This is a genomic window from Pseudomonas sp. GCM10022186 (assembly GCF_042656385.1).
Classification (GTDB): Bacteria; Pseudomonadota; Gammaproteobacteria; order Pseudomonadales; family Pseudomonadaceae; genus Metapseudomonas.
On record NZ_JBHSOU010000007.1, the window covers coordinates 61,856 to 88,828 of the forward strand.

The 26,973-nt window shown below is 67.8% G+C and carries 26 protein-coding genes and 2 pseudogenes; 15 read left to right on the forward strand and 13 right to left on the reverse strand.

Features of this window, described 5'->3' with window-relative positions; translation table 11 throughout:
* Positions 1 to 138: 138 nt before the first annotated feature.
* Positions 139 to 756, forward strand: a complete 618-nt coding sequence (locus ACFPU0_RS04355; protein WP_377691560.1) for a malonate decarboxylase holo-ACP synthase — start codon at positions 139 to 141, stop codon at positions 754 to 756.
* Positions 753 to 1,673 carry a malonate decarboxylase subunit epsilon gene (gene mdcH / locus ACFPU0_RS04360; RefSeq protein WP_377691561.1) on the forward strand — a complete coding sequence of 307 codons (921 nt, stop codon included), beginning with the start codon at positions 753 to 755 and terminating at the stop codon, positions 1,671 to 1,673. The genes ACFPU0_RS04355 and mdcH overlap by 4 nt, the downstream gene beginning before the upstream one ends.
* Before the next feature lie 123 nt (positions 1,674 to 1,796).
* On the opposite strand, the gene ACFPU0_RS04365 is transcribed toward mdcH, so the two are convergent.
* Positions 1,797 to 2,714, reverse strand: coding sequence for a LysR substrate-binding domain-containing protein (locus ACFPU0_RS04365; RefSeq protein WP_377691562.1), 918 nt, complete (start codon positions 2,712 to 2,714; stop codon positions 1,797 to 1,799).
* A 228-nt stretch (positions 2,715 to 2,942) separates the two neighbouring features.
* Between ACFPU0_RS04365 and ACFPU0_RS04370 the strand changes: the two genes are divergently transcribed.
* Together ACFPU0_RS04370 and ACFPU0_RS04375 are read left to right on the forward strand one after the other, a co-directional pair.
* On the forward strand, positions 2,943 to 3,524 hold the full coding sequence (locus tag ACFPU0_RS04370) for an alpha/beta hydrolase (RefSeq protein WP_377691563.1): 582 nt from the start codon (positions 2,943 to 2,945) through the stop codon (positions 3,522 to 3,524).
* A 69-nt stretch (positions 3,525 to 3,593) separates the two neighbouring features.
* Positions 3,594 to 4,514 carry a sigma 54-interacting transcriptional regulator gene (locus ACFPU0_RS04375; protein ID WP_377691564.1) on the forward strand — a complete coding sequence of 307 codons (921 nt, stop codon included), beginning with the start codon at positions 3,594 to 3,596 and terminating at the stop codon, positions 4,512 to 4,514.
* Between the two features lie 110 nt (positions 4,515 to 4,624).
* Here ACFPU0_RS04375 and ACFPU0_RS04380 read toward each other — a convergent pair whose 3' ends face one another.
* The 5 genes from ACFPU0_RS04380 to ACFPU0_RS04400 all read right to left on the reverse strand — a co-directional run bounded on the left by ACFPU0_RS04380 (position 4,625) and on the right by ACFPU0_RS04400 (position 9,363).
* Positions 4,625 to 5,815, reverse strand: a complete 1,191-nt coding sequence (locus ACFPU0_RS04380) for an MFS transporter (protein WP_377691565.1) — start codon at positions 5,813 to 5,815, stop codon at positions 4,625 to 4,627.
* A 228-nt stretch (positions 5,816 to 6,043) separates the two neighbouring features.
* Positions 6,044 to 6,790: an L-cystine ABC transporter ATP-binding protein TcyN gene (tcyN, locus tag ACFPU0_RS04385; protein ID WP_377691566.1), complete on the reverse strand. Its 747-nt coding sequence runs from the start codon at positions 6,788 to 6,790 to the stop codon at positions 6,044 to 6,046.
* Complete coding sequence (tcyL, locus tag ACFPU0_RS04390) at positions 6,790 to 7,458, reverse strand: cystine ABC transporter permease (RefSeq protein ID WP_377691567.1); 669 nt, start codon at positions 7,456 to 7,458, stop codon at positions 6,790 to 6,792. The genes tcyN and tcyL overlap by 1 nt, the downstream gene beginning before the upstream one ends.
* Positions 7,455 to 8,252, reverse strand: coding sequence for a cystine ABC transporter substrate-binding protein (tcyJ, locus tag ACFPU0_RS04395; RefSeq protein ID WP_377691568.1), 798 nt, complete (start codon positions 8,250 to 8,252; stop codon positions 7,455 to 7,457). The genes tcyL and tcyJ overlap by 4 nt, the downstream gene beginning before the upstream one ends.
* 109 nt (positions 8,253 to 8,361) lie before the next feature.
* Positions 8,362 to 9,363, reverse strand: coding sequence for a D-cysteine desulfhydrase (locus ACFPU0_RS04400; protein ID WP_377691569.1), 1,002 nt, complete (start codon positions 9,361 to 9,363; stop codon positions 8,362 to 8,364).
* A 286-nt stretch (positions 9,364 to 9,649) separates the two neighbouring features.
* On the opposite strand from ACFPU0_RS04400, the gene ACFPU0_RS04405 reads away from it, so the two are divergent.
* Entirely contained in the window at positions 9,650 to 10,432 is a 783-nt protein-coding gene (locus tag ACFPU0_RS04405; RefSeq protein WP_377691570.1) for a MetQ/NlpA family ABC transporter substrate-binding protein, read from the forward strand.
* Positions 10,433 to 10,661: 229 nt separating this feature from the next.
* Positions 10,662 to 11,852: a trans-sulfuration enzyme family protein gene (locus tag ACFPU0_RS04410; RefSeq protein WP_377691571.1), complete on the forward strand. Its 1,191-nt coding sequence runs from the start codon at positions 10,662 to 10,664 to the stop codon at positions 11,850 to 11,852.
* Between the two features lie 4 nt (positions 11,853 to 11,856).
* Here ACFPU0_RS04410 and ACFPU0_RS04415 read toward each other — a convergent pair whose 3' ends face one another.
* Positions 11,857 to 12,336 carry a cysteine hydrolase family protein gene (locus tag ACFPU0_RS04415; RefSeq protein WP_377691572.1) on the reverse strand — a complete coding sequence of 160 codons (480 nt, stop codon included), beginning with the start codon at positions 12,334 to 12,336 and terminating at the stop codon, positions 11,857 to 11,859.
* 273 nt (positions 12,337 to 12,609) lie between these two features.
* Here ACFPU0_RS04415 and ACFPU0_RS04420 point away from each other — a divergent pair, with 273 nt between their 5' ends.
* From ACFPU0_RS04420 to ACFPU0_RS04455, 8 genes and pseudogenes are all read left to right on the forward strand, one after another.
* Positions 12,610 to 13,359 carry a GntR family transcriptional regulator gene (locus ACFPU0_RS04420; protein WP_377691573.1) on the forward strand — a complete coding sequence of 250 codons (750 nt, stop codon included), beginning with the start codon at positions 12,610 to 12,612 and terminating at the stop codon, positions 13,357 to 13,359.
* Positions 13,356 to 15,083 carry a fumarate reductase/succinate dehydrogenase flavoprotein subunit gene (locus tag ACFPU0_RS04425; protein WP_377691574.1) on the forward strand — a complete coding sequence of 576 codons (1,728 nt, stop codon included), beginning with the start codon at positions 13,356 to 13,358 and terminating at the stop codon, positions 15,081 to 15,083. Before ACFPU0_RS04420 ends, ACFPU0_RS04425 begins: the two co-directional genes overlap by 4 nt.
* 194 nt (positions 15,084 to 15,277) lie before the next feature.
* Entirely contained in the window at positions 15,278 to 15,523 is a 246-nt protein-coding gene (locus tag ACFPU0_RS04430) for a 4Fe-4S dicluster domain-containing protein (protein ID WP_377691575.1), read from the forward strand.
* Positions 15,524 to 15,675: 152 nt separating this feature from the next.
* Complete coding sequence (locus tag ACFPU0_RS04435; protein ID WP_377691576.1) at positions 15,676 to 17,082, forward strand: ABC transporter substrate-binding protein; 1,407 nt, start codon at positions 15,676 to 15,678, stop codon at positions 17,080 to 17,082.
* A gap of 136 nt (positions 17,083 to 17,218) precedes the next feature.
* Complete coding sequence (locus tag ACFPU0_RS04440; protein WP_377691577.1) at positions 17,219 to 17,998, forward strand: ABC transporter permease; 780 nt, start codon at positions 17,219 to 17,221, stop codon at positions 17,996 to 17,998.
* Positions 17,998 to 18,852, forward strand: coding sequence for an ABC transporter ATP-binding protein (locus ACFPU0_RS04445; protein ID WP_377691578.1), 855 nt, complete (start codon positions 17,998 to 18,000; stop codon positions 18,850 to 18,852). Before ACFPU0_RS04440 ends, ACFPU0_RS04445 begins: the two co-directional genes overlap by 1 nt.
* Positions 18,849 to 19,811: a HEAT repeat domain-containing protein gene (locus ACFPU0_RS04450; RefSeq protein ID WP_377691579.1), complete on the forward strand. Its 963-nt coding sequence runs from the start codon at positions 18,849 to 18,851 to the stop codon at positions 19,809 to 19,811. Before ACFPU0_RS04445 ends, ACFPU0_RS04450 begins: the two co-directional genes overlap by 4 nt.
* Positions 19,811 to 20,086 (forward strand): annotated as a pseudogene (locus ACFPU0_RS04455) (DUF971 domain-containing protein); the annotation flags it as partial. The gene ACFPU0_RS04450 and the pseudogene ACFPU0_RS04455, both read left to right, overlap by 1 nt.
* A gap of 253 nt (positions 20,087 to 20,339) precedes the next feature.
* On the opposite strand, the gene tauD reads toward ACFPU0_RS04455, so the two are convergent.
* From tauD to ACFPU0_RS04485, 6 genes are all read right to left on the reverse strand, one after another.
* The gene (tauD, locus tag ACFPU0_RS04460) at positions 20,340 to 21,173 is read right to left on the reverse strand and encodes a taurine dioxygenase (protein WP_377691580.1); all 834 of its coding nucleotides are present in this window, start codon (positions 21,171 to 21,173) and stop codon (positions 20,340 to 20,342) included.
* 74 nt (positions 21,174 to 21,247) lie between these two features.
* Positions 21,248 to 22,081: a taurine ABC transporter permease TauC gene (gene tauC, locus ACFPU0_RS04465; protein WP_377691581.1), complete on the reverse strand. Its 834-nt coding sequence runs from the start codon at positions 22,079 to 22,081 to the stop codon at positions 21,248 to 21,250.
* Positions 22,078 to 22,860 carry a taurine ABC transporter ATP-binding subunit gene (tauB, locus tag ACFPU0_RS04470; RefSeq protein WP_377691582.1) on the reverse strand — a complete coding sequence of 261 codons (783 nt, stop codon included), beginning with the start codon at positions 22,858 to 22,860 and terminating at the stop codon, positions 22,078 to 22,080. The genes tauC and tauB overlap by 4 nt, the downstream gene beginning before the upstream one ends.
* Positions 22,861 to 22,916: 56 nt before the next feature.
* On the reverse strand, positions 22,917 to 23,897 hold the full coding sequence (tauA, locus tag ACFPU0_RS04475; protein ID WP_377691583.1) for a taurine ABC transporter substrate-binding protein: 981 nt from the start codon (positions 23,895 to 23,897) through the stop codon (positions 22,917 to 22,919).
* A gap of 157 nt (positions 23,898 to 24,054) precedes the next feature.
* The gene (locus ACFPU0_RS04480; RefSeq protein WP_377691584.1) at positions 24,055 to 25,287 is read right to left on the reverse strand and encodes an acyl-CoA dehydrogenase family protein; all 1,233 of its coding nucleotides are present in this window, start codon (positions 25,285 to 25,287) and stop codon (positions 24,055 to 24,057) included.
* Positions 25,287 to 26,255, reverse strand: coding sequence for an aliphatic sulfonate ABC transporter substrate-binding protein (locus ACFPU0_RS04485; RefSeq protein ID WP_377691585.1), 969 nt, complete (start codon positions 26,253 to 26,255; stop codon positions 25,287 to 25,289). The genes ACFPU0_RS04480 and ACFPU0_RS04485 overlap by 1 nt, the downstream gene beginning before the upstream one ends.
* 395 nt (positions 26,256 to 26,650) lie before the next feature.
* Here ACFPU0_RS04485 and ACFPU0_RS04490 point away from each other — a divergent pair.
* Positions 26,651 to 26,973, forward strand: a pseudogene (locus ACFPU0_RS04490) (OprD family outer membrane porin); the annotation flags it as partial.

Below are 26,973 nucleotides of genomic sequence, written 5' to 3' on the forward strand. Positions count from 1 at the left end.
CAAGCGGGAGAGGGGAGTTATCACGCCGAGCCAGTCGGCGAACTCCTTGCCTCCAGGCGCGAGCCACCCCTCTCCTCTTCAGGGAGAGGGGCCGGGGGTGAGGGGAAGCCCGAGCCGCCGAACATCAAGGAGCCAGCAATGAACAAGACTCCAAAACCCCACGACCTGCTCTGGGGCATGACCCCGGACCATCTACCGGCCGGCGCCCCCGCATGGGCGGTTCAGGCCCTGGCCGCCGGCCATCCCGTGGTGCTGCGCCGTGCGCTCTGTGAACCGGGCCTGGTCGCCGTGGGCATCCGTGGTTCCAGCCGCGAGCAGCGCTTGGCCGCGACCATGCCAATCCATTCCATCCAGCGCCTGGTCAGCCCCGAACAACTGCGGCCACGCACTGCCGCCGGTCTCCCTGCGCTGCGGGCGCTGGAAGCCGTCGCCCCGATGCTGGCCGCCACCGGCCTGCCCTGGGGCCCCACCGGCGGCGTCGGTTTCCAGCTGGCCACCGGTATTGCGGTTCTGCACGACGCCAGCGACCTCGACCTGCTCCTGCGCACCCCAACCTGTTTTGACCGCCAGCACGCCCGCGAACTGCTCTCGGCGCTGGCCAATGCCCCCTGCCGCATCGACCTGCAACTGGAAACTCCCAATGGCGCCGTCGCCCTGCGCGAATGGGCCGGCGGCTCCCGCCGCGTGCTGCTGAAATGCGCCGAGGGCGCACGCCTTGTGGATAACCCCTGGCTGCCCCTGGAGCGCGCCGCGTGAGCAGCCTGTTCGCCTTCCCCGGCCAGGGCGCGCAGCAGGTGGGCATGCTCCATCAACTGCCGGCCGAATGCGCCGCCTGCCTGGAGGAAGCCGGCGACGCCCTGGGCGAAGACCTGCTGGCGCTGGATTCCGCCGAGGCCCTGCAATCCACCCGCGCCGTGCAGCTCTGCCTGCTGGTGGCCGGCGTCGCCTGCGCGCGCCTGCTGCTGCAACGCAGCCCGGCGCCGGACTATGTGGCCGGGCTTTCCATCGGCGCCTATACCGCCGCCGTGGTGGCCGGTTCCCTGGACTTCGCTGATGCCGTGCGCCTGGTGGCCCTGCGCGGCGAGCTGATGCAGCGGGCTTACCCACGGGGCTACGGCATGACCGCCATCCTCGGCCTGGACCAGGCGACGGTGGAACGCCTCATCGCCGATGCCGACGGGCCGCTGTTCCTGGCCAATATCAACGCCGACAACCAACTGGTGATCGCCGGCAGCGATGCCGCCATGGCCGCCGTCGCCGAACGGGCCCGGACCCTGGGTGCCGGCGCGGCGAAACGCCTGGCCATGAGTGTGCCGTCCCATTGCGCGCTGCTGGACGAAGCGGCCCGCGAACTGGCTGCCGCCTTCGCCGGTGTGGAACTGCGCCGCCCGGCGATCCGCTACCTCAGCGGCACCACGGCGCGGCCGGTGTTCGAGCCGGCACGCCTGCGCGACGACCTCGCTTTCAACATGTGCCGCGTCATCGACTGGCACGGCACCCTGCGCACCGCCTACGAGCGCGGCGTGCGCCTGCACATCGAACTCCCTCCCGGCGCCGTGCTCAGCGGCCTGGCGCGGCGGGTGTTCGAACAGGGCACGGTGGTCGCCTTCCAGGGCGCCCGCCTGGACACGCTGGACGCCCTGCTGCGCCAGGAGGCAGGCCGGACCCGATAACCGCCGTGCACTTCGCCCCCAATGCGAGGACACCGACAACGATCGTCTACGGTGTGGCCTTGCTGGCCATCCGCACACTTGCCGCACTTCCCGCCCCGGCCAAATGGTCGGGGCGTTTTCGTTTCAGCCCTCGTTGCGCAGGCTGTACATGCGGCACTCGGCGACCAGCGCCAGCAGGTTGGGGTCGCGCTCGCGGGCCTTGAGGAAGACCACGCCTATGTGCTGCTGCAGACGGTAGCGCGCCTGCAGTCGGATCAGTTTCACCCGGTTCTCGTAGACCGCCGCGATGCGCCCCGGCAGCAGCGCGTAGCCGACCCCGGAACTGACCATGCTGAGCAGGGTGAAGATGTCGTTCACCTGCATCGCCACCTTCGGCTCGAAGCCGGCCTGCTGGAATACCCGCGCGCCGTCGCGGTGGGTGGCGAAGCCCTGGGTGAGGGTGATGAAGGTGGAGTCGGCGAGGTCGGCGAGGTCCACCTCGTCCTGGTCGGCGAAGGGCGAGTCGGTGGGCACGGCGAGGAAGATGTCGTCGGAAAACAGCGGCAGCTGCTCGCAGTCCGGGTCGTTCACGCTTTCGTCGAGGGAGACCAGGATGGCGTCCAGTTCGAGGTTCTTCAGGCGGTAGAGCAGGTCGACGTTGGAGCCCAGGGTGAGGTCGATGTTCAGCTCGCTGCGGCGCAGTTTCAGGCCCATCACCAGCTGCGGCACCGTCTTCACCGTCAGCGAATAGAGCGCGCCGAGCTTGAAGCGCTCGGCGGAGAAGCCCGCCGCCTCGCGGGTCAGGCGCACCATCTCGACGGCGTCCTGGATCAGCTTCTGCGCCTTCTCTTCCAGCACAAAGGCGCTTTCCAGCGGCGTCAGGTTGCGCCCCTCGTGCTTGAACAGCGGGCAGCGCAGGGCGCTCTCCAGGGAGTGGATGGCGCGGTGCACGCTGACGTTGCTGGTGTTCAGCTCCGCCGCCGCGCGCGACAGGTTGCCGCTGCGCATGAAGGCGAGAAAGGTCTCCAGCTTCTTCAGGGTCAGTTCTTCGTCGATCTGCATGGGCGCCCGATTGCCTTCCGTAGGATGGGTGGAGCCCCGCGATACCCATCAACCCCGCCGATGGGTATCGCTGAGCTCCACCCATCCTACAGGTGTGCCATCGCACGGCAGAGGGGACCTTTAGTGAATAAGCTAATAATGCATAAGCAAATAAATTCTTATTCCTTAACAGATATATGGCGAGCGCCTAGACTGCCCAGCATCGAAATTCAGCAAGGAGGGCTCGCCATGCGCAGCCAGGCCATTCGCTACCTGATCCTGCCGGGATGGCAGGGCTCGCCCGATGACCATTGGCAAAGCCACTGGCAGCGCAGCCTGCCCAATGCCAGCCGGGTCGAGCAGGCCGACTGGGACACGCCGGACCGCGAGTCCTGGGTGGCGGCGCTGGAGCGCGCCATCGATGCCGAACGCACGTCGGTGATCCTCATCGCCCACAGCCTGGGCTGCGTGACCGTGGCCCACTGGGCCGCGCAGTCCGACCCGGACGTGCTGCGCCGCGTGCGTGGCGCACTGCTGGTGGCACCGGCGGATGTGCAGCGCCCCGGCTGTCCGGAAGCGCTCAAGGGCTTCGCGCCCATCCCGAAGGACCCGTTGCCGTTCCCGACGCTGTTGGTGGGCTCGGACAACGACCACGCCGCCAGCCCGGCGCGGGCCCTGGAGATGGCCCGTGACTGGGGCTCGGAAGCGGCCGTTCTCACCGGTGCCGGACATATCAACGTGAAGTCCGGGCACCATCGCTGGGAACAGGGTTTCGCCCACCTCTATCGCTTGCAGGGTCGCGTCGAGCAGTTGGCTCGAATTCGAGCCTGATCCACCCCTTATCCAGCAATACGCCAGGGTCCGCTGCATCGCAGCCTGGGCCCGGCGGGAGATTTCGCCATGAGCAAGGAAAACCCCGGCCAGCCGCTGCTGAGCTTCGCCGATGCCGATCGCAGCCCGCTGAGCATCCGCGCCCGCGCACTGGTCTTCGTCGATGAGCGCTCGCGCCGGCTTCGCCTGGAAGTCGACCAACTGGCCCCCAGCACCTTGCCGGTGCTGATCCAGGGCGAGCCTGGCACCGGCAAGGAACTGCTGGCGCGGCAGATCCATCGTTCCAGCGACCGCCCTGGCCTGTTCGTGGCGGTGAGCTGTGGTGCGATCAGCAAGGCCTATGCCGAGGCGGAACTCTTCGGCCACGCCGTCGGCGCTCACAGTGGCTCGGCCAGCAGTCGCGCCGGCTGGTTCGGTTCGGCCAATGGCGGAACCCTCTACCTGGACGAGATCGGCGACCTGCCACTGCCTCTGCAGGCCAAGCTGCTGGCGGCCCTGGAGAGCCGCGAGGTGATCCGCGTCGGCGCCCAGCAGCCGACGCCGGTGGATGTGCGCCTGGTGGCCGCCACCAGCATCGACCTGGCCAAGGCGGTGCGCGCCGGCAAGTTCAATGCGCGGCTCTACCAGTACCTGGACGAGGGCCGGGTGGAGCTGCCGCCGCTGCGTGAGCGGCCGGCGGATATCCTGCCGTTGGCCGAATACTTCCTCGGCATCTACGCCCAGCGTCTGGACCTGCCGTTGCCGCAGATCAGCCCGTCGGCCCAGGCGGCCCTGGAGGCCTATCCCTGGCCGGGCAATACCCGTGAGCTGGAGAACAGCGTGCACTTCGCCCTGCTGGTGAGCGAGGGTGACGAGATCCAGCCGCAGCACCTCAACCTGCCGCCGCTGCCGGGCTACGCCCAGCTCGCCGTGCAATTGCGCCGCCTGGCGGCCAACGACGCCGAGCGCGACCACCTGCGCCAGCTGTTCGCCGAGGTATTGGCGGGGTAGGCCCAGGCGTAGGGTGGACCACGCTTCATCGGTCCACCATTCGAGGTTCGGCGAGACTCCGTCGGTGGATGTGAAAAGCGACATCCACCCTTGCGCGCGCTACAAACGCATCAATGAAGCTGCCCGGTGGCCTTGAGGTGGTCCTTCACCGACCGCAGGCGCGGCAGCGGCAGGCAGACCAGGATGGTCAGCAGCAGCACGCCCATGCCCATCAGCGGCAGGTTGTTCAGCCCCATCCCGGTGCTCAGCCAGAGGCCGCCGACGAAGGCGCCACTGGCGTTGCCCAGGTTGAAGGCGGCGTGGCTGAGGGTGGCGGCCAGGCTTGCCGATTCGCCGGCCTGCTCCACCAGCAGCAGTTGCAGTGGCGAGGAGATGGCGAAGCTGGCCACGCCCCAGAGGAACAGGCAACCCAGGGCCAGCGCCGGAATCTGCGCGAAGACATACAGGCCCAGCAGGCACAGCGTGCTCACCCCGAAGGCCAGCGGCAGGGCGTGGCGGAAGCCCTTGTCCGCCAGCCGCCCACCCAGCAGGTTGCCCACGGTCAGGCCGATGCCGAACAGCAGCAGGGCGAAGTTGGCGTTCTCCTTGCTGAAGCCGGAGACGTCGCGCAGCAGCGGGCTGATGTAGGTGAACACGCCGAACAGCGCCACCGAGGACAGGCTGCAGACGAACAGCGCGTGCAGTACCGGGCGCCGCAGGATGCCGTCCCAGGCTCCGGCGGCGTTGGCTTCGGGCCTGGCCGTGGCGGGCAGCCAGAGGGCCTGGGCGAGCAGGGTGAGCAAGCCCAGGCCCGCTACCACCATGAAGGTCACCCGCCAGCTGGTGGCCTGGCCCAGCCAGGCGCCGGCCGGCACGCCGAGCACGTTGGCGATGGTCAGGCCGCTGAGCACCAGGGCCATGGCCGAGGCGCGGCGGTGTGGCGGCGCCAGCTCGGCGGCCAGCAGGGTGGCGCAACCGAAGAAGCCGGCATGGCTGAAGGCGGTGAACATGCGCATGGCCAGCAGCCATTCGTAGTTCGGCGCCAGGGCGCAGCCGAGGTTGCCCAGGGCGTAGGCGCCCATCAGCCAGAGCAGGGCCTGGCGCCGCGGCACGCGGCCGAGCAGCGGTCCCAGCAGCGGCGCACCGATCACCACGCCCATGGCATAGGCGCTGACCAGGAGGCCTGCGTCGGCGAGGCTGACCTGCAGGTCCTTCGCCACTTCGGGCAAGAGGCCCATGATGATGAATTCGCTGCTGCCGACGACGAAGCCGCCCAGGGCGAGGGCCAATAGCGGCAGGGAGAGGAGGGTACTCGGGTTCATGCGGGTTCCGGTGGCGGGGCTTTCTTGCGAGGGGCGCGGATTCTACGCGGATTTCCTTGCAGGGGGCTTGCTGATGGGGCCGCCGGTTGGGATAGACATTGTGGGGGCGAATTCATTCGCTATGCAGACCGAAGGTCTGCCTTCGGAAAGTCCAATGGGGCAGCTGCGCTGCCCTTAGCGAATGAATTCGCCCCCACAAAAAAGCAGCAGGCACTTTTCGGGTGGATGTCAGCCTTGCAGGAACTTGCTCAGGAACTGCCTGGTGCGCTCTTCCTTCGGCGCGCTGAACAGCGTCTTCGCATCGCCCTGTTCGACGATCACGCCCTTGTCGATGAAGATCGCACGGTTGGCCACGTCGCGGGCGAAGCTCATCTCGTGGGTGACGATGACCATGGTGCGCTTCTCCTCGGCCAGGCCGCGGATGGTGGCCAGCACCTCGCCCACCAGTTCCGGGTCCAGCGCCGAGGTGGGCTCGTCGAAGAGGATTACATCGGGCTCCATGGCCAGGGCACGGGCGATGGCCACACGCTGTTGCTGGCCGCCGGACAGGCGCTTGGGATAGGCGTCTTCCTTGCCCGCCAGGCCAACCTTCGCCAGCAGCCGGCGGGCGCGCTCGACGGCCTGCTCGCGGGGCTGCTTCTTCACCACCACCGGGCCTTCGATGACGTTCTCCAGCGCGGTGCGGTGGGGGAAGAGGTTGAAATTCTGGAAGACGAAACCCACGTGCTGGCGCAGCTTGCGGATCAGCGCGTGCTGGTGTTTCAGCGGCTTGCCGGCGTCGATCTCGATCTCGCCCACCTTGATGCGGCCGCCGCTGGGTTCCTCCAGCAGGTTGAGGCAGCGCAGCAGGGTGGTCTTGCCCGAGCCGCTGGGGCCGATGATGGCCACCACTTCGCCGGGCTCGATGGTCAGGTCGATGCCCTTGAGCACCTCCTGGCCCTTGAAGGATTTGGTCAGGTTACGGACGGTGATCATCAGCTGTCCTGCTCATGCTGGTTGACCCGTGCCTCGAGGCGGCCCTGGAAGTGCGACAGCACAGTGGCCAGCACCCAGTAGAGCAGCGCGGCGGCCAGGTACATGGTGAAGATCTCGAAGGTTCGCGCGGTGATCAGTTGCGCCTGGCGGAACAGCTCCGGCACCTGGATGGTGGCGGCCAGGGCGGTGTCCTTGACCAGCGAGATGAAGCTGTTGCCCAGCGGCGGCAGCGCGGTACGCGCGGCCTGCGGGAGGATGGCGCGGACCAGCGTCTGGGTGCGGCTCATGCCGATGCTGGCGGCGGCTTCCCACTGCCCCCGGTCGATGGAGGCGATGGCGGCGCGGAGGATTTCCGAGGTGTAGGCGGCCATGTTCAGCGAGAAGCCGATCAGCGCCGCGGGCAGCGGTTCGAGCTGGATGCCCAGTTGCGGCAGGCCGTAATAGATCATGAACAGCTGCACCAGCAGCGGCGTGCCGCGGAAGAACGACACGTAGATCCGCGACAGCCAGCGCAGGGCGGTGAAACCGTAGAGGCGCATCAGGGCGAGGACGAACCCCAGCAGCAGGCCGAAGAACATGCCACCGAGGCTCAGGATCACCGTAAACACCGCGCCCTTCAGCAGGAAGGGCGCGGAATCCAGCGCAAGTTGCAGGCTGGTTTCGATCATTGGGTCACGTCAGCCTTGAACCATTTCTCGGAGAGCTTCTTCAGGGTGCCGTCGGCCTTCAGCTTGGCCAGGGCCTTGTCGATGGCGGCCAGCAGTTCCGGGTTGCCCTTGCGCAGGGCGATGCCGGCTTCCTGGCGGGAGAAGGGTTCGCCGGTCACGGCCAGGCGGCCACCGGTCTTCTCGACCATCTCGAAGGCGGCCAGGCGGTCCACCAGGATGGCGTCGATGCGGCCGACGTTGAGGTCCTGGAACTTGGTGGGGTCGTCGTCGTAGGTGCGGATATCGGCCTGCGGGACGTTGTCCTTCAGCCACTGTTCGTAGTTGGTGCCCAGGCCCACGCCGACCTTCTTGCCGGCGAGGTCCGCGGCGGTCCTGATATCACCCTCGGTGCCCTTGCGCACCAGCGCCTGGATGCCGGAGACGGTGTAAGGGGTGGAGAAGTCGTACTTCTTCTTGCGCTCGTCGGAGATGGTCACCTGGTTGATCACCACGTCCAGGCGCTTGGACTCCAGGGCGGCGAGGATGCCGTCCCACTTGGTCGGCTGGAACTCGGCCTTCACGCCCAGTTCCTTGGCCAGGGCCTCGGCCAGTTCCACTTCGAAGCCGGTCAGCTTGCCGCTCTCGTCCTGGTAGTTGAAGGGCGGATAGGTGCCTTCCAGGCCGACCTTGATGGCGCCTTTCTGCTGGATGTCCTGGAGCAGGTCGGCGGCGAAGCTGGTGCCGATTGAGCCGGCGCCGAGCACCAGGCTCAGGCTGCCGAGGATGAACTGGCGACGCAGGGTTGCGAATGTCATATGAGCCTCACGGGGCGGGTGGCTGAAGAGGTGGCAACTCTAGGGATTCATTCATATGCAATAAAATAATTAAAAATTATTTATTGCTGTAAATAAGGAATAAGCGGATTCACGCGATACCCGCTGGATGATAGGCGAAGAGCGCCGGGGAGCCACCGGTGTGCAGGAACAGCACCGGCCCGTCGCCCGCGAAGGCGCCCTTGGCGACGCCATCGAGCAGGCCGGCGAAGGCCTTGCCGGTGTACACCGGGTCCAGCAGCAGCCCTTCGAGGCTGGCCGCCTGGCGCACGGCGTCCAGCGTGCCGGCATTGGGCTCGCCGTAGCGCGGGAAGAAGTACTGGTCCCAGAGTTCCACCTTGAGTCCGGCCGGGACGGGCACGCCGAGCAGGTCGGCGGTGCGCTGCAGCAGGCCTTCCACCTTGGGGCGCTGGGTGGCGTCCGGACGGGAGACGGTGACGCCGACCACGCGGGTGCCGGGCAGGGCATGTTCCAGCGCGAGCGCCAGGCCGGCGTGGGTGCCGGCGCTGCCGGAGGCCAGCACCACGGCGGAGAAGGTCTCGCCGCTGGCCTTGATCTGCTCGGCCAGCTCCAGGCCGGCGCGCACGTAGCCCAGGGCGCCCAGGGCGTTGGAGCCGCCGATGGGGACGAGGTAGGGGCGCTTGCCGGCGGCGCGCAGACGCTCGCCGGTGGCGGCGAGGAGTTCGTCGGCGTTATCCAGGTTGGGCACCAGCTCGACCTCGGTGCCGAACAGATCGAGCAGCAGGCGGTTGCCGTTCTCCAGGTAGTTGCGGTCGGCGGTGCCGATGGGGTTCTCCAGCAAGGCCACGCAGGAAAGGCCCAGGCGTGCGGCGAGGGCCGCGGTCTGGCGCACGTGGTTGGACTGGATGGCGCCGGCGGTGACCAGGGTGTCGGCATCCTGGGCCAGGGCATCGGCGCCGAGGAATTCCAGCTTGCGCACCTTGTTGCCGCCGAGGGCGAAGGGGGTGATGTCGTCGCGCTTCACGTAGATGCTGCGGCCAAGCTTCTGCGACAGCCGCTCCAGCTTCTCCAGCGGAGTGGGCGAGGGGACCAGTTCCAGGCGGGGAAAGCGGGCAAGGGCGGCGTTGAGCATGGTGGTGGCTCGATGGGCAGTTGCGAAGCCTGCCACTCTAGTGAGCCGTGGCCTTGCAGGCAATTCTCAGAGGCGACATGAAAGTACCGGCCAGTCAGGGTGTGAGCGCTATCACGCTTGGGCGTTTTATATTTGAAAAGGAATATGAGAATAAGAAAACGGTATTTTGTCGTTATAAAAAATTTCCGTAGTGTCGCTCCCAACCCGGCGATACCCAGACCGGGCATCCCGACACCCGCTCGCGGCTGAAGATCCAGCCGGAGCCGCAGAATCGAAAAGGATCATCATGAAGAAGTCCCTGCTGCTGACCGCCCTGGCCGCTGCCCTGTCCGTTTCCTTCGCCAACGCCGGCGAGAAGCTCACCGTCGCCGCCACCCCGGTACCCCACGCGGAAATCCTCGAGCTGGTCAAACCCCAGCTGGCCAAGGAAGGCGTGGACCTGGAAGTGAAGGTCTTCACCGACTACGTGCAGCCCAACCTGCAGGTGGACCAGAAACACCTGGACGCCAACTACTTCCAGACCAAGCCCTACCTGGACAACTTCAACAGCGGCAAGGGTACCCACCTGGTGATAGTCCAGGGCGTGCACGTCGAGCCCTTCGGCGGTTACTCCAGCAAGTACAAGTCCCTGAAGGAACTGCCGGAAGGCGCCACCATCGCCATCCCCAACGAAGGCAGCAACAGCGGCCGCGCCCTGATCCTGCTGCAGAAGGCCGGCCTGCTGAAACTGAAGGACCCGAAGAACGCCCTGGCCACCCCCAAGGACATCGCCGAGAACCCGCACGGCTTCAAGTTCAAGGAACTGGAAGCGGCCCTGCTGCCGCGCGTGCTGGACCAGGTCGACCTGGCCCTGATCAACACCAACTACGCGCTGGAAGCCAAGCTCAACCCGTCCAGGGACGCCCTGGTGCTGGAAGACCGCACCTCGCCCTACGTGAACTACCTGGTGGCCCGTCCGGACAACAAGGACAGCGACGCCATCAAGAAACTCTCCGCCGCGCTGACCAGCCCGGAAGTGAAGGCCTTCATCGAGCAGAAGTACTCCGGCGCGGTGGTGCCGGCGTTCTGATCACAAGCTAGCCACGGTGGCGCACTGGCCGTGCGCCCCTCCTCACGCCGACGAGTCTGTACTATCGTCGGCGTTCTTTTTTTCTGCAGGCTATCCCTTGTGGGGGCGAATTCATTCGCTATGGACCGCGCAGCGGTCCCGACCAGGTAGGGCAGTCCTGCGGACTGCTTAGCGAATGAATTCGCCCCCACAGGTGCAAGTTCCAGCCTGCCTACCCGGAGCTTCCCTCATGCCCGAATCCAAACCCGGCCTGTCCACCCGCGCCGTCCACAGCGGCAACGACGTCGACCAGAAGATGGTCACCCGCCCCAAGACCCTGCCGATCTACGAATCCTCGGTGTTCGTCTACGACTCCCTGGAGCAGGTGGACGACTTCCTCGCCGGCAACCCCGACAACTACATGTACACCCGCATCGCCAACCCCAACCAGGCGGCGCTGGAGGAGTTGCTGCGCGAACTGGAAGGCGGCGAGGCGGCGCTGTTCTCCGCCTCCGGCATGGCCGCGGTGAGCGCCGCGCTGCTGGGGCGGCTGAACGCCGGCGACCACCTGATCGCCAGCCGCGAGCTGTACGGCACCACCCAGAGCCTGATCGAGAAGGAGCTGGCGCGCTTCGGCATCCGCGCCACCCTGGTGGAGATCAACGACCTGGCGGCGGTGGAGGCGGCCATCACCCCGGCGACCCGGGTCATCTACACCGAGACCGCCTCCAACCCGCTGGTGCGGGTCAGCGACGTGCCGGCCCTGGCGCGGCTGGCGAAGGCCCGTGGCCTCAAGCTGCTGGTGGACAACACCTTCCTTTCGCCGGCGCTCTACAACCCCCTGGCCGACGGCGCCGACCTGGTGCTGCACAGCACCACCAAGTACTTGAACGGCCATAGCGACGCCACTGGCGGCATCCTGGTGGGCGATGCGGAATGGATCGGGGAGGCGCGGCGCTTCCAGATCAACGCCGGCGGCAGCGCCAGCCCCTTCGAAGCCTGGCTGACCTTCCGCGGCGCCAAGACCCTGGCCCTGCGCATGAAGGCCCACTCGGCCAATGCCCAGGTCCTGGCCGAAGCCCTGGAAGCCCATCCGCAGGTGGCGCGGGTGTTCTACCCCGGCCTGCCCTCGCACCCGGACCACGCCCTGGCCGCGCGGCTGTTCCCCAGGGGCGCCTCGGGCATGCTCAGCTTCACCTTGCACGGCGGGTTGGACGAGGTGGACAAGCTCATTCGAACCCTGCGCAACACCGCCTTCGCGCCGTCCCTGGCCGGCGTCGCCAGCAGCATCACCCACCCCGGCAAGACCAGCCACCGCGCGCTGTCGCAGGAGGCCCTGGCCGAGCTGGATATTCACGACGGCACCATCCGCGTGTCGGTGGGCATCGAGGATGCTGCGGACATAGTGGCGGACTTCCAACAGGCTCTGGACAGCCTCTGACCCCTCAGGCCGGGAGCTGCTCCAGCAGTTCCCGGGTGGTGATCAGGTGGCCGAAATGGTGCCGCCAGAGGTCGATGCCGAGCTGGCCCGAGCGGTCCAGGGACGAGCCGACCGTCAGGTCGGTGATCAGGGTCGGCTGCAGGCCGGCATCGAACAGGGCGAAGCCCGCCGCCAGCACGCAGGTTTCCGTCTGGATGCCGCATACCAGCACCCGCTCCGGGTCCAGCGCCTTGAGGTGGTCGAGGATTTCCGCCGTCGGCGCGTAGCCGTGCTTGATGAAGATGCGGTCGGCCGCCACCAGGCTGTCGTCGTCCGGCGCCGGACACCAGCCGAGCTGGCGCTGGAAGGGTGTGCGGCTTTCATCGTGGCGTTCCACCGTGGCCACTGACGGCAGCCGGCCGAGCAGGGCGCGGACGCCGGCCACCAGCCAGTCGGGTGGGGAGAAGGACGGTTGGATGTCGATGACGAGCAGGACCTGGCGCATGGGTTCCTCCTGGGCCGAGCCTGGCGATTTTACAGGGTTGGTGAACAGGCCTTGTAGGGGCGAATTCATTCGCCAAGGGCAGCGCAGCTGCCCTATTGGACCTTTGCAGGGCAGACCTTCGGCCTGCTTGGCGAATGAATTCGCCCCTACAGAGAAGCGCCCGAATACGCTTCTATTCTTATTCATTATCGGTATTTCACTCGGTGTTCTTATGCTCGCTATTCTCTCGCCACAACTTGTTATAACAAGTAAGGATCACAAGCGAAGAACACCATGGCCGAACTGCTCCCCCTCTCCCCGGTCCCGCTCTACAGCCAGCTCAAGGAGTTGCTGCGCGGGCGCATCCTCGACGGCACCTATCCGCCCCACAGCCGCATGCCTTCGGAAAGCGAGCTGGGCAAGGCCTTCGGCGTCAGCCGTATCACCGTGCGCCAGGCGCTGGGCGACCTGCAGAAGGAAGGACTGATCTTCAAGATCCACGGCAAGGGCACCTTCGTCGCCAAGCCCAAGGCCTTCCAGAACGTCAGCACCCTGCAGGGCCTGGCCGAGTCCATGACGCAGATGGGCTACGAAGTGATCAACCGCCTGCGCAGCTTCCGCCATGTGCCGGCGAGCCCGCTGGTGGCGGCGCGCCTGCAGCTGGAAGAAGGCAGCCCGGTGACCGAGATCCGCCGCGTGCGCCTGATCAACCGCGAGCCGGTGTCCCTGGAGCTCACCTGGCTGCCGAAGGCGGTGGGCGAGAAGCTGGAGAAGGCCGACCTCGCCACCCGCGACATCTTCCTCATCCTCGAGAACGACTGCGGCATCCCCCTCGGCCATGCCGACCTGGCCATCGACGCCGTGCTGGCCGACGGCGACCTGACCCGGGCACTGGACGTGGAGGAGGGTTCGCCGATCATGCGCATCGAGCGCCTGACCCATGCCGCCGACGGCACACCGCTGGACTTCGAGCACCTCTACTACCGTGGCGATGCCTTCCAGTACCGCCTGCGCATCGACCGCCAGAAGGGGCCCCAGGCATGAGCACCGAACACCAGGACTACGACATCGTCGTCATCGGCGGCGGCACCGCCGGCCCCATGGCCGCCATCAAGGCCAAGGAAAAGAACCGCGAGCTGCGCGTGCTGCTGCTGGACAAGGCCAACGTCAAGCGCAGCGGCGCCATCAGCATGGGCATGGATGGGCTGAACAACGCCATCATCCCCGGCCACGCGACGCCCGAGCAGTACACCAAGGAAATCACCATCGCCAACGACGGCATCGTCAACCAGGCCGCCGTCCATGCCTACGCCACCCACAGCTTCGAAACCATCGAGCAACTGGACCGCTGGGGCGTGAAGTTCGAGAAGGACGAGACCGGCGATTACGCGGTGAAGAAGGTCCACCACATGGGCGCCTACGTGCTGCCCATGCCCGAGGGCCACGACATCAAGAAGGTGCTCTACCGCCAGCTCAAGCGCGCGCGGGTGGAGATCAGCAACCGCGTGGTCTGCACCCGCCTGCTGCTGGACGGCGCAGGCGCCGCCTGCGGGGTGATGGGCTTCGACTGCCGCAGCGGCGAGTTCCGGGTGATCCGCGCCAAGGCGGTGATCCTCGCCTGCGGTGCCGCCGGGCGCCTCGGCCTGCCGTCCTCCGGCTACCTGATGGGCACCTACGAGAACCCCACCAACGCCGGCGACGGCTATGCCATGGCCTACCACGCCGGGGCCGAGCTTTCGAACCTGGAATGCTTCCAGATCAACCCGTTGATCAAGGACTACAACGGCCCGGCCTGTGCCTACGTCACCGGCCCGCTGGGCGGCTACACCGCCAACGCCAAGGGCGAGCGCTTCATCGAGTGCGACTACTGGAGCGGCCAGATGATGTGGGAGTTCCACCAGGAACTGGAAGGCGGCAACGGCCCGGTGTTCCTCAAGCTGGACCACCTGGCCGAGGAAACCATCCAGACCATCGAGGAAATCCTGCACAGCAACGAGCGTCCCAGCCGTGGTCAGTTCCACGCCAACCGTGGCACCGACTACCGCTCGCAGATGGTGGAAATGCACATCTCCGAGATCGGCTTCTGCTCCGGGCATTCGGCCTCGGGCGTATGGGTCAACGAGAAGGCCGAGACCAGCGTGAAGGGCCTCTACGCCGCCGGCGACATGGCCGCAGTGCCGCACAACTACATGCTCGGCGCCTTCACCTACGGCTGGTTCGCCGGGATCAATGCGGCGGACTACATCGCCGGTCGTGACTTCGCCGAGATCGACCAGGCCCAGGTGGAGCGTGAGCGGGCGCGGGTCTTCGCGCCGCTGCAGCGCGAGCACGGCCTGCCGCCGGCCCAGGTGGAGTACAAGCTGCGGCGCATGGTCAACGACTACCTGCAGCCGCCCAAGGTGACCAGGAAGATGGAGATCGGCCTCGCCCGCTTCGCCGAGATCGAACGGGACCTGGCGCAGATCAAGGCGAACAACCCCCACGAGCTGATGCGCGCCATGGAAGTGGCGGTGATCCGCGACTGCGCCGAGATGGCCGCGCGCGCCTCGCTGTTCCGCGCCGAGAGCCGCTGGGGCCTGTACCACCACCGGGTGGACTACCCCGAGCGCAACGACGCCGAGTGGTTCTGCCACTGCCACCTGAAGAAGGGCGAAGACGGCGCCATGACCAGCTTCAAGAAAGCGGTGGAGCCCTACCTGATCCCGCTGGATGCGGAGGAACAGCAGGCCTATGACCGCCTGCGGGTAAAGACCGAAGCCGCCGCGTGAACGGGGACACCCCGTAGGTTGGGTAGAGCGGAGCGAAACCCAACATGGAGCGCAACGCGCTCCCAACTTCGTCCGGTGGCCGGTTCTTCGAACCGGTTGTTGGGCTTCGCTTCGCTCTGCACCAACCTACGGCGAGGTTCGCCGGATAAGACGCAACATAACGCGAGAGCCCCAGGCTCCAAGGAATTCGTGAAATGGCCCATCGCCCCCAGGAAATCTTCTTCCGCAGCAGCGCGCCGGTGACCATCGACGAAGACAAGTGCATCGCCGAGAAGGGCTGCACCGTCTGCGTCGAGGTCTGCCCCATGGACCTGCTGGCCATCAACCCGGCCACCCAGAAGGCCTACATGGCCTTCGACGAATGCTGGTACTGCATGCCCTGCGAGAAGGATTGCCCCACCGGCGCGGTGAAGGTGGAGATTCCCTACCTGCTGCGCTGACCAGATTCTCCCCTCTCCCACTCGTGGGAGAGGGGGTAATCGCCGCCATCCGGCCAACCCCCGGACGCCTCACCCGAAAGCCCCTCGTTTCCCACCACCCAGCCCTGTGGCGGAGACGATTCCAACACTCAATGATTCGAGGGGAAAATCCCATGCGCCTTCGTGCAACAATCGCCGGCCTCGCGCTGGCCGTGTCCAGCCTGTCCGCCTCAGCCGAAACCATCCGCATCGCCATCGGCACCCAGGACACCACCATCAATTGCGCCACCGGTGGCCTGCTCATCCGCGAGCTGGGCCTGCTGGAGAAGTACCTGCCCCATGACGGCAAGTACCAGGACGCCGACTACCAGGTGGAGTGGAAGAACTTCACCAGCGGCGCGCCGCTGACCAACGAGATGGTCGCCGGCAAGCTGGACTTCGGCGCCATGGCCGACTTCCCCGGCTCGTTCAATGGCGTCGCCCACCTGGACGCCGGCAAGCGCAGCCTGTTCATCAGCGTGCTTTCCGGCAGTACCCGGGGCAGCGGCAACGGCATCGTGGTGCCGGCCTCTTCCAGCGTGCAGTCGCTGGCCGAACTCAAGGGCAAGACCATTTCCGTGCCCTTCGCCTCCACCGCCCACGGCATGCTGCTGCGCGCCGTCGCCGCCCAGGGCTGGGACCCGGAGAAGGACGTGCGGATCATCGCCCAGCCGCCGGAGATCGCCGGCTCCGCCCTGCGCAGCAACCGCATCGAGGCCCACGCCGACTTCGTGCCCTTCGCCGAGCTGTTCCCCAACCGGGGCTTCGCGCGGAAGATCTACGACGGCTCCCAGGCCGAGGCGCCCACATTCCACGGCGCCCTGGTGGACGCGGCCTACGCGAAGCAGTACCCGGAGATCGTCACCGCCTACCTGCGCGCCAGCCTGGAGGCCGACCGCCTGTTCGCCGAGTCGCCGGAGAAGTACAGCGAACTGATCGAGAAGGTCACCGGCATCGAGGCCGAGGTGAACTACCTGTTCCACGGCCCCCTCGGCCTGCAGACCCGCGACCTGACCTGGAAGCCCGAATACCGCAAGGCGGTGGCCACTTCCATCGACACCTTGAAGCTGCTGAAGAAGACCGATCGCGGCCTGGACACCGGCAAGTTCATCGATGACCAGTACATCCGCGCCGCCTTCCAGCAGGCCGGCCAGGACTACGACAAGGCGCTGAAGAACTACGCCCAGCTGCCGCTCGAGGCCAATGACGCGCTCACCGGCAAGCCGATCAGCGACTTCAGGCGCCTGGCGCAGATCTGGGTGCGCGGCGAGGACAAGGTGCGCCACTACGCCTCGCCGGAGGCCGCGCTGAGCGCCCTGGCGCAGCTGGAGCAGGAGGGCAAGGACATCCGCGCCATCTATGCCCAGGCCGCCGACAGCGGCATCAAGCTGCTGGCCAACCAGGCCTGGTTCGTGCGCAGCGACAAGGGCGAGCTGTCCGCCTTCCTGCTCAAGTCCCAGGCCGAGCAGTACGCCCAGCAACATGGCGGCACCGCGCTGGACTTCGTCAGCGCCAACCAGAAGCTGGTGGCCCAGCGCTGACGGCCCTTGCCCTCTCCCCCGGCCCCTCTCCCGCAAGCGGGCGAGGGGTGACTCGCGCCGGTTTCGCCATGCACGGACCGCCCCCTCTCCCCTCGGGGAGAGGGCTGGGGAGAGGGGGACAGCCAGGAGAAGATCGATGACCAACCTCTACCGCTGGCCCCTGCGCCTCGCCTCGCTGGCCGCCTGCCTGCTGTTCTGGCAGCTGGCCGCCACCGCGCGGCTCGACCTCGGCCTGTTCACCTTCACCTACGTGCCCACGCCCGCCGCGGTGCTCGATGCCGCCTGGCAATTGCTGCACTCCAGCAAGCTGCTGCCGCACCTCTCCAGCAGCCTGGCGCGGGTGTTCGCGGGTTACCTGTCCGCCGCCGTCCTCGGCGTGGCGCTGGGCCTGGCCATCGGCCGCTCGAAGTGGGCCGAGGACAGTCTGCTGCCGCCCCTTGAAGTGCTGCGGCCGATCCCGGCGGTGGCCTGGATTCCCCTGGCCATCCTGATGTTCCCCTCGTCGGAGCTGTCCATGGTGTTCATCACCTTCACCGGCGCGCTGTTCCCCATCCTGCTCAACACCGTGCACGGGGTGGAAGGTGTCGACCCGCGCCTGATCGCCTCGGCGCGCAGCCTGGGTGCCGGGCGCCTGGCGATCCTGCGCGAGGTGATCCTGCCCGGCGCGGCGCCGAGCATCGTCACTGGCCTCGCCATCGGCATGGGCACCTCCTGGTTCTGCCTGGTCACCGCCGAGATGATCTCCGGGCAGTTCGGCATCGGTTACTACACCTGGGAGTCCTACGTGGTGCAGAACTACCCGGACATCATCGTCGGCATGCTGCTGATCGGCCTGCTGGGCATGGGCAGCAGCGCCCTGGTCAAGCGCCTCGGCGCCCTGGCCACGCCCTGGTATCACACGCGGAGGGCCGCCTGATGAGCGCGTTCGAGCGATCCGTCGAGCCCGGCCGCATCGAGGCGCGCGGCGTTTCCATCCGCCTGGGCCAGGGGCGTGACGCCTTCGAGGCGGTGCAGGCCCTGGATTTTTCCATCGCGCCGGGAGAATTCGTCTGCATCCTCGGCCCTTCCGGCTGCGGCAAGTCCACCCTGCTCGGCGCCCTGGCCGGGCACCTGACCCCCGCCAGCGGCCGCCTGGAGGTGGACGGCCAGCCGGTGGCCGGCCCCGCGCCCGAGCGCGGCATGGTGTTCCAGCACCACACCCTGCTGCCCTGGCGCAGCGTGCTCGACAACGTCGCCTTCGGCCTGAAGATGCAGGGCCTCGGCAAGGCCGAGCGTCACCGCCGCGCCGCCGAGTTCCTCCAGCTGGTGGGCCTGGCCGACTTCGCCGGGCGCTGGCCCAGCCAGCTCTCCGGCGGCATGCAGCAGCGCGCCGAGATCGCCCGGGTGCTGATCAACCGCCCGCGCCTGTTGCTGATGGACGAACCCTTCGGCGCCCTGGACGCGCAGACCCGTTCGCGCATGCAGGAGCTGCTGCTGGATATCTGGACGCGCATCCGCACCACCGTGGTGTTCGTCACCCACGACATCGACGAGGCGCTGTTCCTCGCCGACCGCATCCTGGTGATGAGCCCGCGCCCCGGCCGCTTCATCGAGGACCTGCGCCTGGATTTCCCACGCCCGCGCCGCGCCAGCCTGCTCACCAGCCCCGGCTTCACCCACCTCAAGCGTCATTGCCTGGAACTGCTGCGCCACGAAGAGGGCCGCGAGTTGCCACGCCTGACGCCGCTGGGCCTGCCCACCGACCACCCGCCATTGCGAATCGCCCTATGAACCGTGAAACCGACAACCCCGACATCCTCGAACTGCTGCCGCGCCTGACCGATACCGACGCCGGCGTGCGGCGCATCGCCCTGATCGAACTGGCCGACCTGGAAGACCCGGACGGCCTGCCCTGGCTCACCGACGCCCTGGTGGTGGACCCGGCCGCCGAGGTGCGCGCCGAGGCCGCGCGCTTGCTGGAAGCCTGGGAAGAACCCGAGGTGGTGCAGGCACTCTGCGCGGCGCTGGCGGATGCCGCCGAGCCGGTGCGCCTGGCCGCCGCCCAGAGCCTCGGCGAACTGAAAAGCCTGGAGGCCGGCCAGTTGATCCTGCCCTGGGTGACCCATGCCGAGGCCTTCGTCCGTGCCAGTGCCCTGCGCGCCCTGCGCGAGCTGCGCCTGGAGGAGGCCGCCGGGCCGGCATTGCGGGCCCTGGCCGATGGCGAAGCGTCGGTGCGCCGCGAGGCGGTGGGCATCCTCGGCTGGCTCCGGCACGAACCCGCGCTGCCGGAGCTGGCGCGCCTGGCCAGCGACGACCCGGACACCGAGGTGCGCCGCGCCGCCACCGGCGCCCTCGGCCTGGCCCGTGACGCCCAGGTGCTGCCGGCCCTGCATGCCGCCCTGCGCGACAACGCCTGGCAGGTGCGCGAGGAAGCCGCCACCACCCTCGGCAAGGTCGGCCTGGACGACGCGGGGCCGGCCCTGGTGCGGGCCCTGGAGGATGACTACTGGCAGGTGCGCCTGCGCGCCGCCCGCGCCCTCGGCCGCCTGCGCCATCGTCCGGCCCTGGGCGAGCTGGCCGCGCTGCTCGGCCATGGCATCGCCAACCTGCGCAAGGAGGCGGCGCTGGCCCTCGGTGAACTGGGCGATGCCGCCGCGCTGCCGGCCCTGCGTGCGGCGGAAGCCGACGGCGATCCGGAAGTGCGCAAGGCGGTGCGCATCGCCCTGGCGCAACTGCAGGGGGCGGCCTGATGGACGCCCCCGGCGCCCTGCGCAATTCCCGCAGCCAGGCGCTGCTGACCCTGGAATGGGCCGATGGCGAGCAGCAGGCGATCAGCCATGCGCGCCTGCGCGGCGCCTGCCCCTGCTCGCAATGCAAGGCGGCGCGGATGCGCGGGGCGATCGGCCTGGTGGAAGAGAGCGTGCGCCTGGAGCGCATCGCCCTGCAGGGCTATGGCGTGCAGCTGGTGTTCAGCGATGGGCACGAGCGGGGGATCTATCCCTGGGGGTATTTGCGGGAGTTGGGTAGCGTTGCCCTCACCCCCGGCCCCCGCCCTGCGCCCCTGCCTGATCGCTTCGCGCTCAGGCGTTCATCGGCACCGGAAGCGGTGCTTCCGAAAGCGTGCCTCTTCACCCCTGAAGAGGAGAGGGGTGACTCGCGCCTGCTGTTTTCGGAGTTACCGGAAACTCCGAGTCAAGCGGAGCGCCGTACTGAATCTCCGCACGGCCTGGCTCCCCTCGCCCTTCAGGGAGAGGGGCCGGGGGAGAGGGGGGCGAGGTTCAGAACGGCCTGTCCCCCAGGATGGTCGCCCTGTGCATCACCCGCCGCTGCGGCCGGTAGTCGTCGACGGCGAAATGCTGGGTGATGCGGTTGTCCCAGAAGGCCACGTCATTGGCCTGCCAGCGCCAGCGGATGGTGAATTCCGGGCGCGTCGAATGGGCGAAGAGCAAGCGCAGCAACGCGTCGCTCTCGGCGGCGGACAGCTCGTTGATGCGGGTGGTGAACCCCTCGTTGACGAACAGCCCCTTGCGCCCGGTGACCGGGTGGGTGCGCACCACCGGGTGGCTGCGTGGCGGGTTCTTGCGCTTGGCCTCTTCCAGGCGCGCGTGTTCTTCCGGCGTCAGGCTGAAGCGCTCCTCGGGGAAGGAGCGGGACAGGTCGTGGGTGGCGGTCAGGCCTTCGAGCAACTGCTGGAGGGGTTTCGACAGCGCGTCGAAAGCCGCGCTGCTGCTGGCCCAGAGGGTGTCGCCGCCATGGGGCGGCAGTTGCTTGGCGGCCAGCACCGCGCCCAGGGCCGGGGTTTCCAGGAAGGTCACGTCGGTGTGCCAGAGGGCGTTGTCGCGCACGTCGGTGACGGCGGTGTCCAGCACCAGCACTTCCGGCTGCCCGGGGATGTTCGGGTAGATGGGGTGGATATGCAGGTCGCCGAAATGGCGGGCGAAGGCGGCCTGCTGTTGCGGCTCCAGCGGCTGGTCGCGGAAGAACAGCACCTGGTGGGCGAGCAGGGCCTTCCCGACCGCCTCGCGCTGGCTGGCGTCGAGGGGGCTGGCCAGGTCGAGGCCTTCGACCACGGCGCCGAGGGCGGGGGACAGCGGGGTGATGTGCAGGGGCATGGCGGGTGTCTCGCGAGGATTCGTGGTGTTGGGCCTCGCTGCGCTCGGCGCCAACCTACGGGGTTCAAATGGGGTCAGTGGCTCTGCCCGTGCCAGGGCACGAGCTTGCGTTGCAGGGCGCGCAGGCCGAGTTCGAGGGCGAAGGCGATCAGGGCGATGACCAGGATGCCGAGGATCACCACGTCGGTGACCAGGAACTGCGCCGCCGACTGCACCATGAAGCCCAGGCCGCGGGTGGCGGCCACCAGTTCGGCGGCCACCAGGGTGGACCAGCCGACGCCGAGGCCGATGCGCACGCCGGTGAGGATGTCCGGCAGGGCGCTGGGCAGGATCACGTGGCGGATCAGTTGCGCCTGGGTGGCGCCGAGGGACTGCGCCGCGCGCAGCCGCGCCGGGTCGACGTTGCGCACGCCGGTGGCGGTGGCGATGGCGATCGGCGCGAAGATCGCGAGGTAGATCAGCAGTACCTTGGACAGCTCGCCGATACCGCACCAGATCACGATCAGCGGCAGGTAGGCCAGGGGCGGGATGGGCCGGTAGAACTCGATCAGCGGGTCGAAGATGCCGCGCGCGATGCGGTTGCGGCCGATGGCGACGCCAAGCGGGATGGCGCTCAGCACCGCCGCCAGCAGGGCCAGGCCGATGCGCCCGAGGCTGGCGCCCAGGTGTTGCCAGAGGCTGGCGTCCATGTAGCCCTGGGCCAGCAGCGTCCAGCCCTTGCGGGCGATGGCCTGCGGGCTGGGCAGGAACAGCGGTTCGATGAGGCCTGCGCTGGTCACGCCCCACCAGGCCAGCAGCAGTGTGGCGAGGGTCAGCAGGCTGATGGACAGGGTGCTGACGGGACGGCGAGTCCGCGTCGGGGCCTTGGCGGGAATCTTGTTGGCCACGGGGATGTCGAGGCTGCTCATGCGCTTCTCCTCTGGCGTTCGGCGAAGACCTGGGCGAGCACGTGCTCGCGGGTCTCGATGAAGTGCGGATCGGACTTGATCGCCCGCGCGCTTTCCCCGGCGGCGTAGCGCTGGCCGAAGTCCAGGCGCAGGCGTTCGGCGATGCGCCCGGGGTTGGGCGAGAGCAGGACGAGTTCAGTGGCGAGGAACACCGCTTCCTCGATGTCGTGGGTGATCAGGAACACCGGCTTGGCGGCGCGGCGCCAGACTTGCAGCAGCAGTTCCTGCATCTGTTCGCGGGTGAAGGCGTCGAGGGCGCCGAAGGGCTCGTCCATCAGCAGCACGCGCGGGTCTGCGGCCAGGGCGCGGGCAATGCCGACGCGCTGTTTCTGCCCGCCGGAAAGCTCCCAGATGCGCCGCTTGTCGAAGCCGGCGAGGTCCACCAGGACGAGCAGTTCACGCGCCTTGGCCTCGCGTTCGGCGCGGGGCACGCCGGCCAGTTGCAGGCCGAAGGCGACATTGCCGAGCACATCCTGCCAGGGCAGCAGGGCGTCGTCCTGGAACACCACGCCGCGCTCGGCGCCGGGGCCGCTGACCGGATGGCCGTCGAGGGTGATGCGCCCGGCGCTGGGCGGCACGAAGCCGGCGATCAGGTTGAGCAGCGTCGTCTTGCCGCTGCCGGAGGGGCCCAGGGCCACCAGCAGCTCGCCGGGGCCGAGGTCGAAGGAAATGTCGGTCAGTACCGGCTCGGCCGTGCCGGGGTACTGTGCGCTGATACGCTCCAGCTTGAGTAAGGCCATTTTCTGCGAGTCTCGGAAGTGGCCTGCCCGGTGGTTCCGGGCAGGCAAGGTGCGACTCAGTTGGTCACGTACTTGGCGCTGACGTAGGGCGCGTAATCAGGCAGCACCGCCTCGACCTTGCCCTGCTCCTTGAGGAAGCGCGCGGTTTCGCTGATGGCCTGGGTGGTCGGCGCGCCGAGGGCGGTGGCCTGGTCGGCGGCCAGCGGGAAGACGTTGCCCTGCAGCAGCAGCGGGATGTCCTCGGCCTTGGCGCCGGAGAGCTTCACCAGCTTGTCGACGTTGCCCTTGTCGGCCAGCCAGGCCTGCGGGTCCTTGCGGTAGTCGGCGTAGGCGTCGAGGGTCACCTTGGCGAAGGCGCGGACGACTTCCGGATGTTTCTCGGCGAAATCCTTGCGCACGATCCAGGCGTCGAAGGTGGGCGCGCCCAGTTTGCCCAGCTCACCGGAGCTTATCAGCACCTTGCCGTTGGCCTTGGCCACCCCCAGGGCCGGGTCCCAGACGTAGGTGGCGTCGATGTCGCCGCGCTGCCAGGCGGCGATGATGGCCGGCGGCGCGAGGTTGAGGATGGTGACCTTGGTGGGGTCGATCTGCCAGTGCTTCAGCGCCGCCAGCAGGCTGTAGTGGCCGGTGGAAACGAAGGGCACGGCGATCTTCTTGCCGACCAGGTCCTCGGGCTTGGCGATGCCGGCGCCGTTGCGCGCCACCAGGGCTTCGGCGTCGCCGATCTGGGTGGCGATGAGGAAGGTCTGGATCGGCAGCTGGCGGGTCGCCGCGGCGGCCAGCGGGCTGGAGCCGACGTAGCCGATCTGCACGTCCCCGGAGGCGACGGCGGTGATGACGTCCGCGCCGCTGTCGAACTTGCGCCAGTCGATCTGCGACTTGCTGGCTTTCTCGTAGGCGCCGTCGGCCTGGGCCACCTTGGCCGGGTCGACGGTGGTCTGGTAGGCGACGGTGAAGTCCGCGGCCTGGGCGCTCAGGGCCAGGCCGCCGAGGGTCAGGGCCGCCAGCAGGCGACGGGGGAACAGGGACGGGATCATGGGCGTGCTCCTCAACGGGCTTGGGCCGGTCTTGGAGGCCGGGCCACGGGACAGGGGGTGTTGCGTTCGGGGGTGTCCGGTGGTCCGGTGAAGAGAATCTAAATGATCTAAAAAACGGCGAATAAATAATTTTTTAGCATGAGCTTATGAGCAGGCATCAGGAGTAGATCGATGGCGTCGGCAGCTGGTTATCCAACAACCAGCGGCCGATGTCGCGGCTCTTGTAGTCCAGCGGGTCATGCAGGCTGTGCACCCGCACGTTGCGCCAGAAACGGTCCAGGCCGTAGCGCGCGGAGGTGGCGCTGGCGCCCAGGTTGTCGAAGATCTGCGCGGTGATCTCCAGTGCCGCGCGGGCGGACACCACCTTGGCTTCGGCGATGGCCAGGGCCACCTCGCCGCGCTCGGCGGCGGTGAGTGCCGGGCGATCCCAGGCCGCCTGCAGGCGCTGCGCGGCCTCTTCGGCCAGCGGCAGGGCGCTGCGGTAGCGCAGCCAGAGGTCACCGAAACGCTGCTGCACATAAGGGTCGTCGCCGGCGGCCAGCACTTCGGCTCCGGCCCGCGGCCGCGCCTGCTCGCGGGTGTAGCGCAGGGCCGCATCCAGGGCGCCCTGGGCATTGCCCAGGTAGAGCTGCACCAGCACCAGTTGCGACAGGCAGGCACGCAGGGTGCTGCGCGGGCTGGCGCCGCTGGGGCCGAGGAGTTCCTCGCTGTGCACGAAGACATTCTCGAACTGCACGCTGCCGCTGTCGGTCTGGCGTTGGCCGAAACCGTCCCAGTCGTCGTTGATCGCCAGGCCCTCGCGCTGGGTCGGCAACACCAGGAAGACGCGGTCTTCGCTGCTGTGCCCGCGTGGCGCGCTGACGATCAGCGCATCGGCGCCCAGGGCCCCGGAGCAGAAGGATTTGCAGCCGTTCAGCTCGAAATGCTCGTCGCGCCGGGCGAGGCGCAGGCGCCGGTCGCGGCCATTGCTGGCATTGCCCCAGAACCAGCGCTGCTGCACGGTCTGGCCGAGCCAGTGGCGCTGCTGCGCCGGGTTGCCGAAGAGCAGCAGGGTGGCCACCTGCAGGTGCTGGAAGGCGAAGAGGTGGGCGAGGGAGCTGTCCACTGCGGCGAGCTGGCGGACGATGCGGTAGATCAGCGGCCAGCCGGCGCCCTGGCCGCCATGGGCCAGGGGCACGGCGAGGGTCAGCAGGCCACTGGCGCGCAGCAGTTCCCGCTCCTCGCGCGCACTGCCACCCCGGCGGTCGCGCAGGATGGCGCTGGCGGCCAACTGGCGGCCGAGTTGCTCGACGCGTTCGCCGTAGGGGCCGAGATCGCAGGGGAACAGGCGCGGGTCGAACAACGGCATGTCGGCCCGGCCATCCAGTGGCAGGCGCAATCCGGCGGTCATCAGCGTTTCTCCGGGCTCCAGATGGCCACCTTCAGGGCGTCCACCGGCTTGGGCAGGAGCCCGGCGTTGAAGAAGGCGTCGGCGATCTGCTGCTGTTCCTTGAGGCTGTCGGCCCGCACCGCCTGTACCTGATAGCTGCGTTGGGCATTGGCCTGCTCGACTATGGCCGGGTCCAGCCCGCCCCATTGCGGCGCGAGGATTTCCGCGGCCTCGCGCGGGTGATCGCGCAGCCAGTCGCCGGCTTTCACCAGTTCGGCGAAGACAGTGTCCAGTACCTCGGGATGAGCCTTGGCGTAGGCGGTGCTGGTCAGGTAGTAGCGCTGGTACCGGGCCAGGGCTGCGCCATCGGCCAGGGTGCGGGTGGGCAGCTGGTTGCGCGCGGTGCTGAGGAAGGGCTCCCAGGTCACCCAGGCATCCACCTTGTGGTTCTCGAAGGCGGCGCGGCCATCGGCCGGGGTCAGGTAGGCCGGCTTGATATCGCTGAACTTCAGCCCGGCCTTGGCCAGTGCGGCGATCAGCAGGTAGTGGCTGCCGGCGGCCTTGGTCACGGCGATGGTCTTGCCCTTGAGGTCGGCCGGGTCCTTCAGCGGCGAGTCCTGGTGCACCACGATGGCCTGGGCGGCGGGCGAAGGGGCTTCCAGGGCGAAATAGGCCAGCTGGGCGCCGGCCGCCTGGGCGAAGACTGGCACGGTGTCGGCGACGTCGGCCGACAGATCGATGTTGCCGACGTTGAGCGCCTCCAGCAGCGGCTGGCCACTGGCGAATTCGTGCCAGCTGATGCGGATGTCCTGTTTGCCGAGCTCGCGCTCCAGGGTGCCCTGGGCCTTGAGGAGGGTGATCAGGGTGGAGGATTTCTGGTAGCCGATGCGCAGTTGGCTGGCGGCATCGGCCGGCAGGGCGCCGACCAGGCCGGCAGCCAGGGTCAGGGCGAGCAGGGTGCGGCGGCTGAGGGAAAGCGTGTGGGTCATGGCGGGCCTCGAGGATTGCGCTGTCCGGCAATCGGCGAGGCCGGGACAGGGGACGCTGGATGGAGTGTCAGGTCGTCCGGTGTTCCGGTTGTGCAAAATTAACGATCTAAAAAAGCGCCCTCAAATACTTTCTTGGAATTAGCTTAGAGAGCCTCGCGCCGCCGGCTCCGTAATTTTGCTTATTCCCAAATAGTCTTTTCATCTGAAAAATAATTCTTTTTGGAAATTAGCAAATCCCTTCTAGAGTGGCGGCCTGCCGAAAGCGGACCGCCGCATCGCACTCGCACCGGAGCCTGTGAAAACGACAGTGGCTTCGAAGGTCACGCAGCGGCGCATCGCGTCTGCTCCTGCTCCGGGCGTCCAACACCCTTTCAAGATCGTATGGAGCATCGAGCATGAACAAGTCGTCCCTCGCCCTGGCCGTCGCCCTCGGCGTGCTGGCCCAGCAGGCCGCCGCCGGCGGTTTCATCGAAGACAGCAAGGCCAGCCTGACCCTGCGCAACTTCTACATCAACTCGGACAACCGCGAAGGTACCGCGCTGCCGTCCAAGCAGGAGGAATGGGGCCAGGGCTTCCTCTTCAACTACGCCTCGGGCTACACCGCAGGCACCGTTGGCGTGGGCGTCGACGCCCTCGGCCTGCTCGGCGTCAAGCTGGATTCCGGCAAGGGCCGCCACTACAACCCGACCAGCGCCAACTACGGCGGCACCGTGTTCCC